This window comes from Microbacterium sp. MYb54 (assembly GCF_002979515.1).
Classification (GTDB): Bacteria; Actinomycetota; Actinomycetes; order Actinomycetales; family Microbacteriaceae; genus Microbacterium.
In genome coordinates, this window is the sequence record NZ_PCPA01000010.1 from 19546 (window position 1) to 33079 (window position 13534).

Consider the following 13534-nt stretch of genomic DNA (forward strand, 5'->3'; position numbering starts at 1 on the left):
ACGAGGAAACGCCCGCGCGCGGATCCGAATCGGCGCTACTCACTCGGGGAGCCGCCATTCGCCGGTGAGCGCCGCACGCAACCGCTCGACGGTGGTGATGCGGAAGATCTCGAAGACCGCGTCGCGCGCCGCATCGCCGTCTCGGGCTCGGAGTGCGCTCCGAAGCGGCTCGACGAGTGCGCGCTGCTGGTCTCCGAGCCACTGCGGTAGCGGCCGATCCTGAACCGAGCGGCTCAGGTGCAGGACGAGATTGCGATCGAGGATCTCGGTGACGACCGCGTTGTCGGCCAGCTCGATCACCCCGACCCACAAAGCGAACCAGAGCCGCAGCCCATCGGGCATCCCGCCGCGGGTGAGGTCGGAGTCCAGGATCGCCTGCACTCTGGCGTCGAGAGAAGCCAGCTGGTCGTCGGTCAGGTTCGGAACCACCTTCGCCGCCGCATACGCGACCAGCGCCCCGGCGGCCTCGGCTCGATCCGCCTGCGCCTGCAGATCGATGGGAGCCACCCGAGTGAAGCGGTTCGAGCTCATCTCCACCAGGCCCACATCGGCGAGCCGGATGAGCGCCTCCCTGATCGGTGTGCGGGAGACTCCGTACTCGGCCTGAAGATCCTGATCGCGGATCTCCTCGAGCGGCGCCAGACGCCCCGTCACGATCTCCTGCGCCAGGCGGGCATAGACCTGATCACGGATCAACGTGCGCGGACGGGCCTTCGTCGAAGGTTTCGGCTCGTCCGTCATAACGGCCAGACTAGCCAGCGGCCTTTCGTTTGTCTCGGTTCTGCCGGTGCGGACCGCCGCAAGCGGCAAGGGCCGCACCGATCACCGTCCGGGAGTGCGAACGAGAGAGCGCCGCGCGCGCTTCACTATGTAGGCCGTTGCCGCGGCGTCGCTTTCCCCGGCCCATCGGTCGCAGAGCTCGACGGCCCAGTCAGGGCGGGTCTTCGCGGCGTCGTTGATCCAGTTGGCGACGGAGTCCTGCACCGAGCGAGAGGGGTCGGCACGCAGCGGATACAGGATCGCTTCGCCGCGTTCCGGATGCTCCTTGAGTGCGCCGATATGCGCTGCCCACACGCCTCGTGGCCGCAGCGCTTCGCTGGCGAACCGGCGCACACGCTCAGACGGATCACTCGTCCATCCGGTGAGGATGTCGATGCTGGCTCCGAGATCGGTCACGAGCACCGGACGAGCCGCCATCCATACCCACTCGCGAACGGCGAAGTGCTCGTCATCGGCGAACCGCCGGAGTCGATCGAGCAGCACGGGCGGGGCGCTAGGACGCGCGGCGATGAGGAAGCACGCCCACCCGCGCACGGTGTCGGAGGGATGGCCGGCAACGTACTCGAGCTCGGCGGAATCGAGTCGGGTTGCCAGGGCGGCTCCGATGCGCGCCATCCGCTTGAGGATGCCCAGCTGCTGCGCCTCGGCGGCTTCGGCGAGCAACGCGTCGTCTGCGTCGGGGAACACTGTGCGGAGCAGGATCGTGTGGTCGATGGCGAGGGCTTCGGTGAGCGTGCGCGACGATGCGGTGCCCGTGTTGAGCGCCCCCAGGTGCGCCGCGTCGATGTCGGCCAGAGTGCGTGCGCCTCGTCCGCTCGCCTGGCTACTCACCGGCGAGGTTCTGCTGCAAGGCGGCCAGGACGAGCGCTGCGCCGTCGCGCTCCACAGCGCTGATCCCGACTCCGAGCTGTCGCAGCCAGCCTGCATAGACGGGCACCAGCTCGGCGATGAGCTGCTCGCCCGCACGGGTCGCGAGGAGCGTGTGCGTGCGCCGGTCGGTCAAATGAGGGCGGCGCTCGATCAGCCCGTCACGCTCGAGCCGATCCAGGAGCCCGGTGACCGTCGCGGAGGTCACGGCAAGCCGAGTCGCGAGCAGCCGCGGCGTGATCCCCGACTCGGCGGAGACTGCCAGGAGCGCAGCCATCCGGCCCTCGGAGAGATCGTGTCGGGCGAGCATCTCCGCGCACGCGGCGTCGATCCGGCGCGCGGTCGTCAGCACCGTCATCACCAATCGTGCGGCATCGTCGTCGCCGAGCCGCGACAGCAGAAGCTCTTGCTTGATCCCCACCGCATTCGTCATCGATCAGAGATTACTAGGCGGCTAACGATATTGGCAAAGCGCATCCTGAATGTCGCGTTCCGGAGGAGGTGTCGATTTCGGGGATTCCCGTTCGACGTCATGATGAGAGGGTCTCGACACCCTCACGGAAGACGAACTGGTCGAAGGATGGGGCGTGACCCGCTGATGGTCACCCGAGCTGGTAGACGTTCTCCGGCGTGAGGAGCTCGGTCACCGGCGTGAGCAGGTTCGGTCCGAGGTCGGACTCGCCGTCGACGTCGGAGTTCACGAACGCGACGAGCGTCATCTCCTTCTCGGGGAGATAGATCGTCACCGTCTTGTACCCGGGGAGTCCGCCATTGTGGCCGATCCACCCGTCGAGCCGGAAGAGTCCGAGCCCGTAGCCGGAGTCCTGGTCCTCAGGCGAGAGCGGCGTCACCGCCAAGCGCTCCTTCTGAAGCTCCGGCGACAGCAGCTCGCCCGTCGCGAGGGCGGGAACCCACACCTTCAGGTCATCCAGATCGGAGATCATCGCCCCGGCGGCCCATCCCCACGAAGGGTTCCAGTCCGTCGCAACAGCTTTCGAGCCGTCGATCGTCTGCTTCGTGTACCCCTGGGCATGCGGTTCCGGGAACTCGGCGGCTTCAGGGAGGAACGTGTGGTCGAGGCCGAGCGGCTCCGTCACCTCGACTCGAAGCACCTCGGACAGAGGCGCACCGGTGATCTTCTCGATCGCGAGGCCGATCAGGATCGTGTTGGAATTCGAGTACTCCACCACGGTGCCGGGCTCGTCGTGCAGCGGCTTGTCCTTGATGCCCTCGATCAGGCTCTGCGGTGTCAGCGTCGCCAGCGGATCGGCCAGGTAGGCGCTCTGCCAATCGGTGTCGTTCGTGTAGTCCGGGATACCCGAGGTCATGCCGGCGAGGTTGCGCAGCGTGATCCTGTCGCCCTCGGCGATGCCGTCGACGTACTTCGAGATCGGGTCGTCGAGCGACACCTCGCCATCGTCCACGAGGCGAAGCAGCGCCGTCACGACGAAGGTCTTGGTGACGCTGCCGATGCGGTGGTTCAGCGCGGGGGTCATCTCGGTCTTCTTCTCGACATCGGCGAGACCGGCCGACGAGACGTACTCGCCGTCCGGACTCCAGATGGCGAGCGTCACGCCCGGCATATCGTGTTCGGTGATCGCGTCGTCGAGGATCCGGTCGAGCTTCTTCACCGTCTCGGCGTCGAACGATCCGGAACTCGTGGAAGACGTCGCGGAGGGGGCGGGCGAAGCACACGCGGCGAGCGCGAGAGCCGAGGTGCTGAGCCCGACGGCGGCGAGAGCGAGAGCGAAGCGAGGGCTGGGGGTGCGTGAGGTCACGAGACGCCTTCTATGGGGGAGAGGGTGGACTCTCATCGTCTCGGGGGTGGATGCTCGCCACATCGGCCACGGGTAGGGGCGAGGTGATACCGCGGATGGACGTTTCACGACCCGTTCGGCGGCGCATCGTGCTGAGGGATGAACATCGCTTGGTGACAGGAGGAAGCCACGGCTCGCGACCCTCGGATCGCCCCGGGTCGTGCGTTCTTGCTGCCATGAACGTTGCTTTCACGCAGGGACGTGTTGCTGCGTGCGCAGTGTCCGGTAGAGCTCGCATCTGTCGAGGAGCTCATCGTGTGCGCCGACGTCCACGATGCGGCCATGCTCCATGACGATGATCTTGTCGAAGTCGCGCACCTCCGCCAAACGATGGGAGGCCATGACGATGGTCTTCGACCCTGCACGCTCCCGCAGTAGCGACGACAGTCGCTCGGCGGAGATGGCGTCGAGGCTCGATGTCGGTTCGTCGAGGAGCAGCATCCCGCGGTCGGAGAGCAGCGCTCGGGCAACACCCAGCCGCTGCCGTTCGCCCCCTGAGAGGTTGCTTCCGGACACTGCCACAGGTCGGTCGAGGACATCACCGCCCATGCTGTCGAACAGCCCCACGTCCCCCAACGCCCGCAAGAGCGCGTGATCCGGAAGCCCGCGCCGCTCGATGTCGAGATTGTCTCGAACGGTTCCTCCGACCGGCGGCGAGTTCTGCGGCACCCACGCCATATGAGCTCGATAGTCGCCGAGCGAGCTGTCATGAGCCGGTACTCCACACATTCGTATGGTGCCACTGCTGGGTTCGTGGAACCTCTCGAGAAGAGCGAATACGGTGGACTTCCCAGACCCGGACGGGCCCACGAGAGCGACGTGCTCACCTTCCCGGATAGTGATGTCGAGCGGCCCGATGCGAGTAGCTGGCCCGGCCGACGCCTGCGGGTACTCGAAAGTGACGTTCTCGAGTTCGATGAGAGTCTCGCCGCCACGCCTGACATCGGTGTGATCGCCGCCCGACAGGAGATCGCTCTCCTGCGGCGCAGAGACAATCTCATCGACACGGTCTATCGCCGCAAGTCCCGTCTGGATGCTCACAAACGTCGAACCGACCTGAGAGACCGGTCCGACCATCATCATCAGGTACATCATGAACGCGATCAGCCCTCCGAGCGACAGGCTCCCCTCAGCCACTCGGACGCCACCCAGAGCAAGCGTGATGATGAGGAGTGCTTGGGTGGCGAGGGTCATGACTGGTTGCATGTATGCGCCCAACCTCGCCACCTTGATGGCGTTCGCCCTAACCTCGCCGGCGTCGGCTGCGACGAGGGAAAGCTGCTGTCCACTCACTCCGTAGGCTCGGATCAGCGGCAGCGCAGTCAGCGTGCGTTCGAAGCTGCCTGCCAGCGTCGCGGTGGCCGCCTGAGTTCTCCCGGACGCCGAGCGCACCAGCCGCCCCATGACGGTGGACAGCACCGTGGCAACAACGGTGATCACCAGCGACAAGGCGAACAGAATCGGGTCGATCGTGGCCATGAGGACGGCCGCGACCGCGAAGGTGACGACCGCAGCGAGGAGCTTGAATACACCCGTCGTCAGAACGGATGATGATGCGGCCGTGTCGGAGATCATCCGGGAGAGAAACTCACCCTGCGGCACCCGTTGCAAGTGACTCATTGGCAACGACAGGATGCGTGCCGACACGCGTGTCCGCAGTTCGAGGATGAGATCGTGTGCCGTGCGAGCAAGAGCATACGACTCCACTCCGGCGAGCAGCGCCTGAGCGACAACCACCGCAGTCAGGATCAGCACCGCAGGAAGCGGGACCGATCCAGAAGTCAAGGCATCGAACATCCTCTGCAGCAGCAGCGGTTGGGCAAGACCCAGCGCTGCCCCGAAGAGGGACAACGCCACAAGTCCGCCGAGCCGCCAACGATGGCGGCGGATGAAGGCTCGGAGGGTGCTGCTTCGGATCATCGCTGGGCGTTCCTGGTCGCGACCACTGCGGCGATGACAATGGTGACGGTGAAGAGGCATCCCATGCCCAAGAACGTGATCACGATGTCGCCCCACGGAATGGCCCCGATCGCGGTAGCCATCTTCGCCGGGTCTTGCGCAAGGTACCGCCATGCGATGAAGGCAAACGCGCCAGCAAGCAGCACACCGCTGGACACGATGAGAACGAGGGCTTCTGAGAGCAGTGTGCCTATCGTTCGAGCGCGGGATATCCCGAGCAGGCTCAGGAGTCGGAACTCGCCCCGCCGATTCATGACGGACGCGGTGAGGCCTTGGATCATGGCGACGATGGCGAGACCATAGATGGTGCCGAACAAGGCGATGTTGCCGGTGGCGGCGTTGCTCTGGCGAAGCTCGACACGCGTCTGGATGAACTCGTCTTTCGTCATCGTCGGGGCGAGGTCGTCGACGCGCGCGGTGATGTCGGAGACGGCGGCGGAGTCCGCGCTCACGAACACACGGATGTCCCACACCTCCGGGTCCAGGGTCTGCAGCATCCCCCAGTCGACGAGGAGCCCGGTGTATATCCGGGAGGTGATGACGGCCGTCACGGTGAGGGTGGCCGTCTCCCCGTTAGGCGCTTCCACCGTGACCGTGTCGCCGACTGTGTCGCTCTCGCGTGTGGAGACGACGCCTGTGTCCCCGGCGTCAGCGAAATCACCCGACTTCACTTCGGTCTCGAAGACGTTCTGGTAGGCGTCGAGATCTACGAAGTTGAAGACCGTGAGGAAGGTTCCGTCCGCGCGCCCCTGTTCGATGAGCCTGGTTGTTGCTGCGGAACGCATCACCGCGTCCACGCCCTGCATACTCCCGATGTCGCCGGTGACCGTGTCGGCATCCTTGACGGTCGACGGCTCGACGATGAGGTCGGCATCGAGTTTGGATTCGTAGTCAGCCTGCATGATGGCTTGGTCGGGCCCCGCACCGATGGCGAACCCACCCATGACGCCCATCAAGATGAGCAGCGGGAGGACGTTGGAGGCGAACCGTCGCGAGTCGCGGGAGGCGCGCTGCGCGACGAGGACACCGGAGCCGCCGATCAGGGGCCTGAGGAGCCAGCCCAACGCTCGCGCGACCACCGGAACGAGAACAGGAGCGAGCGCGCCGAGGGGGAAGATGATCAGCAGCGGGACGATGATGGAGGCGACAGGGTTCTCGCTCCCGGTGTCCGGCATGAAGATGAGGAATGCGGCGAGCCCAATGACAGATGCGGCCGCGATGACGATACGAATCGCGCTCATCTTCTTGCCCTGTGTGCCCGTCGCAGACGCCTCGAGGGCCGCGAGAACATCGTTGGTCTGCTTGGAGCGAAGGCTCAACCAGGCGGCGACCATGGAGCAGAGGATCATCCCTGCCGCGACCAGGCTCAGTGTGAGGATCGGGAAGCCGAAGTCCACCCGCAGGGTCTTCCCGAACACGCCCACGGCCTGGAGCAGGAGGTAGAAGGGGTGGGCGAGCAGGCCACCGACGAGGACACTCGGAATCACGACCAACGTGGCGAAGACGAACGCTTCACCAGTCACCATCACCCGAATGCGCAACACGCTCGCTCCTGCGAGCCGAAGCTGGCCGAGTTCTCTGCGCCGCAAGGCGAGCATGTTCCGAAAGCCCAAGTAGACCAGCACGAGTGCGATGACCACCGTGGTGAAGCACATGACCTGCAGGATGCCCTGCGATGCGCTGACAGCAGCCCGTACGACGCGTGCATCGAACTCCGACATCGAGTCGATCTGGACCGCCTGCCCGCTGGCAAGGCCGGTGAATAGGACCATCTCCGCAGTCGCGACGACCGTGGCGATACTGAGAAGGATGGCGACCCCGACATATGCCGTTCGATGACGACGCACGAACGCCAGAGAGACGGGCAGCTGCTGAGCCACAGTCATCGCGCGGCGCTCTCCAGCCCCGTCATACGAGAGCTGACAGCCTCCGCAGTCGGGGCATCCATCGTGTCCACGAGGCGCCCGTCGACAAGGAACAGGACCCGGTCGGCGTATGCCGCGATCTGGGGATCATGAGTGACCATGACAACCGCAGTGCCGACGTCCCGGAACTGACGGAGCTGATCCATCACCAGGAAACCGCTCTTACGGTCCAGCGCTCCGGTCGGTTCATCGGCGAAGATCACGCGCCTGGTCTGAGCGAGGGCACGTGCGATGGCCACGCGTTGCTGCTGCCCACCGGAAAGCTCTGCCGGGTACGACTTGACCTTCTCAGAGAGCCCGACGTTGGCCAGGGCATTCACGGCCTGCTCACGCGGTATCGCCGCTCCCCCGAAGAGGGAGGGCAGTGTGACGTTCTGCAGCGCTGTCAGAGCATCGATGAGATTGAAGCTCTGAAAAATGAACCCGAACTCGTCACGTCGGAGAAGATCGAGCTGACGTTGCTTCGCGGTGGTCAGTTCCGTGGCATCGAAGGTGACGGATCCCGCTGACGCGCGGATGAGACCGGCGAGACAGTAGAGGAGGGTGGACTTCCCGGAGCCGGACGGGCCCATGATGGCGGTGAACGAACCAGGCTCGAATGCGCAGCTGACACCGTCAAGCGCGAGGGTTTCCACCCGCCCGTTCGAAAACGTGTGCCCGAGTGCGGTTGCTGTGAGCATGTGCTGCCCTTTCGTAGAAGAAGCGTGGGACGCGCGTCGCCGCGCGCCCCACACGTCCGTGTATCAGTTCGGTCCGCAGGAGATGCTGATACCGCTGTTGTCGCCGTCACACCACATGCTGATGCCGGATCCGAAGACACCGACCTCAGGCCCGGACTCGTTCGACAGGCCCTGCAGAGAAAGCAATGCGCTCATTGTGTTCACCTCCTTCCATGTCATCGTCAAGTGGTCTGGGAAGAGTCACCGGGAACCAGTCGTCCGGGTTCTCTTCGAATAAGGCGAGGAGCGCGCCGACGTAGCCGGCAGCTCCCGTGGAGTAGTCCGCGGAGAGGTGGTATCCGTTGTCTCCGAGCATCACCAGCGCGTCAGGGTCGCTCCCGCGGAAGAGGAAGTTCTCGGCGGTGAAGGACATCAACCGGACCCGTTCGCTGTCCGCAGTAGGGAGCGGAGCCGACAGGAGCGCGCAGGCGATGCCAGCGGTCCCCCGGAACAGGCCGCCGTTCATGCTGATGATGCCGTCGACCGTCTGAGCGAGTCGTGCGATCTCGTCCCGGTAGTGGGTCGGCGCGCACTGTGCGAGAGCGAACGCGATCCCCACTGCACCCTCCGACAGGTAGCCGTAGGAGACACGCGAATAGTCCACACGAAGGGTGCCGTTGTCCGATTCGGTGAGCTGCTGCAGCTCACGCTGGAAGCAGAGGTGCATCAGGTGATCCCAGGAGGCGTCCCCGGTGACTTCCGCGAGCTGGCGGCAGACCAGTCCGACGCCCGACCACCCGTCGAACAACCCGATGGTGTTACCGGTTTCCGAGTGAGGGCTACGGAGGTCCGCTTCGCCCGCTACACGGGCGGCGAGCAACGCGGCGTATCGGTCGAGCATGTCGCGAGCAGCGCCTGTGTCCGCGAAGGCAGCATCGCACAAAGCGAGGATCGTGCCTGCCAAGCCGCTCCGCACGGATAGGTCATGTCCGGGGTCGGCGCTTACCGCTCCCGCCGCGAGGATCACTTCAGCGGTGTCAGTGTCGCCGAGCTGGGCGAGTGCTGCGGCGATACCTACGGTTCCGCGGAGGAGACCGTGGAACGGGATGTCGTCCACTTCTCGAAGGCGCGCGCTCAACCACATACGGTCTTGCGTGACGTCGCGGCCGGCTCTCGCGAGCATGAGGATCACGCCTGCGGCTCCCGTCTCGATGTTCAGCAGGGCGCCAGCTCCGTCTACGAACTGTGTCGCGTCCCCGGGGAATCGGCGGGGTCCGTCATGTCGTGTCCCTTCGATGCCGTTGCACACCTGCTCCAAGAGTTGTCTACCGGGGGTAAGAGCAAGGCCTGTGGCGTGGCGGTACGGGTGCGATGTTGCCATCGCGGCCGGGGGCACAGCGCCGACCAACGTGTTGACGACTCCGGCGACGTCTTCCGGGAATTGCTCCGCAACCTTCTGTGCCCGGTAGGTCAGCACGGACGGGTCGAACGCCCCGGCCAGCGACGGCCAGAACAAGTGCAGAACAACGGCAGCGAGCGCGTACCTGTCGCGGTCACGGTTCGAAGTCTGCGCGTGGGGAATGAAGCCCGGGGTACCGATACTCCCGGCCGCCGAGGCATCGATCTCACGGGAGGCTTCGAGGTCGATGAGTCGGACACGGTCGCCGTCGACCAGGATGTTCTTCGGCTGCAGGTCGAGGATGCACCAGCCTGCATCATGGATCTGATCGACCGCGGTGATCACCTGCCGGGCGAGTGGCAGAGCTCGTGCGGCGTAGTCGGCGAGGACAGGTTCTTCCGTGCTGAACGGATAGTTGCTGGCTGCCCAGGACTGGAGCGTGAGCCCGGGAATGTACTCCTCGACGAGAAACTCATGGTCGCCGATGACCCTGTAGTCGATGGCGTTGACGACGGCGCTCACTCCCGCGAGCTCCTTCAGAGCCCGGTATTCGCTACGCAGACGCGACGTGGCGTCGGTGGAGTCCGAGCTGTACGCCGACCATCGTCGCGCCTCCTTCAAGACGACCTGACTCGATCCGGCGTCAGCAAGGTACACACCACCGGCATTGCTGAAATGCAAGCTGGAGCGCACGAGGTACGGATGCAGGAGTTCTTCCAGCTCCCCGGGCGTCGGGCTGAGTCGGTCCTCGACAAGTTCACGGATCAGGGCCGGGGGATTCACGAAGCTCGGCAGCGTGAAGACGGCGGCGCGACTGTCGTGAACCTTCTCTCCGTCCGGGGCCTGGATGGCGTAGCCCGCAGAACCGTCCGCGTGCTCGAAGCGGTCCAGGAAGAAGGCGCCGTAGCGGAAGTAGACAGGGCTCTCGCCGAACTTCACATCCGACAGAATGTATGGACCGTCGAATCCGCGAAGAGCCTCATCGAACAGCGGTAGGAGTTCGCAGAATTCTTCATCGGTGCGGGGGAAGACAGTGACGAACTTGCCTGCCGTCCCACGGTTGGCGTACTTCATGCTGGTTCGGCGCAGTTCGGTCTCGTCGGAGAGGTGCCTGAAGGGGACACCGCGCTCGACGCACACGTCGCCAGCGATGCGGAGGGTATCCCTCGCCTGCTCCGGGCGGGTGCTGATGTGTATCTTCCACCCCTGGCGTGGAAGCTCGACGCCCTCGTTTGGGTGGAGCGCTATCCACGGACCGAACCGCGAGAGCGACCAGGCGGCGTGCGCGGCGTGCGAGAAGAGACGGATCGGCGCAGCAGCGGCTGACTGCTCGTAGTACGCCTCGCCGGGCGTGCAGTGCTGCAACCGCAGCATGGAGCGATTGCGGTACATCAGGCATCACCCGGCTGACCGAGCCCCGCAACCAGCATCGGGTCCTTCACAGAGACCTCGAGCGGTGACGATGCCTGACATCGACTGACTGCCATGGCATCTCCTTCCGCTGCATTGCTAGCTGGCTGCCTCCTCGTGGTGGGTGGCGCCTGACGTCCATCGAATCTCAGCCGTGGCGACCCGCACGATGGGCCCTGCCCCACTCTTCGAGGTAGGGCTGGCCATACCTTTCGGTGCCGCTGGCGATGGCCGGCGCGGGGGATCCCTAGGCTGGACCCATGACAACGGCGGGTCACGTGTGGGAGGCGATGAAGTTGCCTCCGTGGCGCTTCGTTCTCAGCCGCTGGCCGTGGCGTGCACTCATCTATCTGATGCTGAGTGTGCTCATCGGCGCGATCCTCGTCCCGCTTGTGATCTTCACATTCCTACTGCTGCCGTTCTGGGGTCTCGTCCTCGGATCCGTGGAGCGCCGACGCACGCGCCTCCTCGGGTTCCCGGTGCAGACGAGCGACCACGCCACGGTCGATGCCAGCGAGCGTCACCACTGGATGAACATCCGCCTCACCGAACGTGCGACATGGCGCGAGACGCTGGCGCTCTTCTGGGATCTCGTCTGCGCTCTCGTCGCGCTCATCGTGCTGTTCTTCGAGACCATCACGCTTCTGGCGCTCGGCATGATCGCTGTCGCCGGCATAACCGGACCGACACCGACCCAGTTCTTCGGAGACGCCGAGGGCGTCATGACCCCTACAAACTGGTGGCCGGTCGCGCTCGTAACCCTCGTCGTGCTGGCCCTCTTCGGCTACCTCAACGCGTGTGTCGCCACCGGACAGGCATGCGTGCTGCGACTCCTGTGTGGGCAGAGAGCGCGCGGCGTCGATGCGAGCGTTCAACGTCTCATCAACTCTCGCCGTGCTCTCGCCGAGTCGTCAGACGCGGAGCGCCGTCGCATCGAACGGGACCTGCATGACGGCGTACAGCAGGAACTCATCGCGCTCGGTGCACGGCTGGGGATGATCGGCCTCGAGGTCGATGAGCTTGCCGCGCGAGGTACTGACACCACTCAGCTATCACAGGCGGTCGACGATGCACAGGTTCAGGCGGAGCATGCGATGACGACCCTTCGTGACACGGTCCGCGGGATCCACCCTTCAGTACTCACCGATTACGGACTCCGTGCGGCCCTCGAGGAGCTCGCTGAGCGCAGCAACATTCGCGTGACGCTCGAAGGGAACCCCAGCGTCCGTCTCCCCGCCGCCCATGAGACCACCGTCTACTATCTGGTCACTGAGGCGCTCACTAACATTGCCAAGCACGCCTCCGCCTCTTCCGCAGTGGTCGCCACCGGCACCGATGGGACGACGTTCACCGTCTCCGTGACCGACAACGGAACAGGCGGCGCCGACGAACGGAACGGAACCGGGCTTCGAGGGCTCGCAGAGCGCGCTGAAGCTCTCAACGGCCGCCTGCAGGTTACAAGCCCCGCCGGCGGACCCACCGTCCTGCGAATGGACCTCCCCCTGCCTGATGAAGAAGGAGACGCGTCGCGTGCGAATACTGATCGCTGAGGATTCAGCGCTGCTGCGTGAGGCACTCATCGCTCTGCTCGAGCGGCTGGGTCATACGGTGGTCGGCGCCACCGAGACAGCCCCCCAGCTGGAGGATGCGTTCGCGGGTCTGGACAGTGCGCCCGACATCATCATCACCGACGTCCGCATGCCGCCGGGAAACAAGGACGATGGACTTCAAGCTGCGCTCCGCATCCGTGAGAAGCACCCGCACCAGCCGATCCTCGTGCTTTCGCAGTACCTCGCGGACACGAACGCACGCCGTCTCCTCACACTGCCCGAAGGGGCTGTCGGGTATCTGCTGAAGGACCGCATCAACCGGGTGCGCGACTTCGCCGGCGCACTGCAGAACATCGCCAGCGGGGGAACGACCATAGACCCCCACGTGGTCCAGCACCTCCTCAGCACAGCGCGCCCCGGGCCCCTGGACACGCTCACCCCACGCGAGACAGAAGTCCTCGTCCTCATGGCGGACGGCCAATCGAACGCCGCCATCGCCGAGAAACTCGTGCTCAGCGATCCCGCGGTCGGTAAGCACGTCGGCCGTATCTTCCAGAAACTCGGCCTGAGCCCCGTAGACGAGAACCGGCGTGTGAAAGCAGTGCTCACGTACCTGCAAGCATCGCGCACCCCCTGATCTCCCCGACAGCACCGCAGAAAGAGGCACGATGTTCCAGGAAAGGCTCACGCTCCAGACGCGCCCTGCAGCAGAACTCAGTGAGCGCCAGCGCTCCCTCCTGCACATCGCCTCACCGCCGCAACACTCGAGAACGGCATCGTCTCCGGTACTCATGCAGAGAGCTTCGACGTCAAGCTCTCATCGAGTGTGGGACCGCGAAGGCAACCGGAGCGCAAAAAACGAGCGGCGGCCGCCTCGATTTTCACCGAAGCAAGCCGCCGCTCATCAATTTCATGAACTGATTCATGGATTTTCATGAACCAGCCCTGTGCGCGAGGGGGGACTTGAACCCCCACGTCCTTACGGACACTGGCACCTGAAGCCAGCGCGTCTACCATTCCGCCACTCGCGCGAGTGTCTCGTTCCGAAGAACTCAACTTCCCAAAGATATCATGCGTTTTCGGCCTCGTTGCACGCGCCTGGAGGGGGTTCGGCGGCTTTCCCCCAGGACACCTGGCTACGATGTGTCTACCAGTCGGCATGCCAGAG

The 13534-nt window shown here is 64.9% G+C and carries 10 protein-coding genes and 1 tRNA gene; 2 read left to right on the forward strand and 9 right to left on the reverse strand.

What is annotated here, in order from left to right; genetic code table 11:
* Positions 1–39: 39 nt before the first annotated feature.
* From CQ040_RS12090 to lanKC, 8 genes are all read right to left on the reverse strand, one after another.
* The gene (locus CQ040_RS12090) at positions 40–741 is read right to left on the reverse strand and encodes a GntR family transcriptional regulator (protein WP_105526514.1); all 702 of its coding nucleotides are present in this window, start codon (positions 739–741) and stop codon (positions 40–42) included.
* 81 nt (positions 742–822) lie between these two features.
* Positions 823–1611 carry a HEAT repeat domain-containing protein gene (locus tag CQ040_RS12095; RefSeq protein ID WP_258131293.1) on the reverse strand — a complete coding sequence of 263 codons (789 nt, stop codon included), beginning with the start codon at positions 1609–1611 and terminating at the stop codon, positions 823–825.
* Entirely contained in the window at positions 1604–2080 is a 477-nt protein-coding gene (locus CQ040_RS12100; RefSeq protein ID WP_105526515.1) for a MarR family winged helix-turn-helix transcriptional regulator, read from the reverse strand. The genes CQ040_RS12095 and CQ040_RS12100 overlap by 8 nt, the downstream gene beginning before the upstream one ends.
* Before the next feature lie 169 nt (positions 2081–2249).
* Positions 2250–3425 (reverse strand): serine hydrolase, encoded by a 1176-nt coding sequence (locus CQ040_RS12105; protein WP_219844698.1) that lies wholly within the window; start codon positions 3423–3425, stop codon positions 2250–2252.
* A gap of 228 nt (positions 3426–3653) precedes the next feature.
* Entirely contained in the window at positions 3654–5444 is a 1791-nt protein-coding gene (locus CQ040_RS12110) for an ABC transporter ATP-binding protein (RefSeq protein ID WP_308736900.1), read from the reverse strand.
* On the reverse strand, positions 5381–7195 hold the full coding sequence (locus CQ040_RS21025) for an FtsX-like permease family protein (protein WP_258132746.1): 1815 nt from the start codon (positions 7193–7195) through the stop codon (positions 5381–5383). Before CQ040_RS21025 ends, CQ040_RS12110 begins: the two co-directional genes overlap by 64 nt.
* Positions 7196–7305: 110 nt before the next feature.
* Positions 7306–8028, reverse strand: coding sequence for an ABC transporter ATP-binding protein (locus CQ040_RS12120; protein WP_105526519.1), 723 nt, complete (start codon positions 8026–8028; stop codon positions 7306–7308).
* A gap of 145 nt (positions 8029–8173) precedes the next feature.
* On the reverse strand, positions 8174–10798 hold the full coding sequence (gene lanKC / locus CQ040_RS12125) for a class III lanthionine synthetase LanKC (RefSeq protein WP_105526520.1): 2625 nt from the start codon (positions 10796–10798) through the stop codon (positions 8174–8176).
* A gap of 278 nt (positions 10799–11076) precedes the next feature.
* Here lanKC and CQ040_RS12130 point away from each other — a divergent pair, with 278 nt between their 5' ends.
* Positions 11077–12366: a sensor histidine kinase gene (locus CQ040_RS12130; protein WP_105526521.1), complete on the forward strand. Its 1290-nt coding sequence runs from the start codon at positions 11077–11079 to the stop codon at positions 12364–12366.
* A complete protein-coding gene (locus CQ040_RS12135) occupies positions 12347–13003 on the forward strand; it encodes a response regulator transcription factor (RefSeq protein ID WP_219844699.1) in 657 nt (218 codons plus the stop codon). Before CQ040_RS12130 ends, CQ040_RS12135 begins: the two co-directional genes overlap by 20 nt.
* Positions 13004–13314: 311 nt before the next feature.
* Here the strand turns inward: CQ040_RS12135 and CQ040_RS12140 are convergent.
* Positions 13315–13397, reverse strand: a tRNA-Leu gene (locus CQ040_RS12140).
* Between the last annotated feature and the right edge of the window lie 137 nt (positions 13398–13534).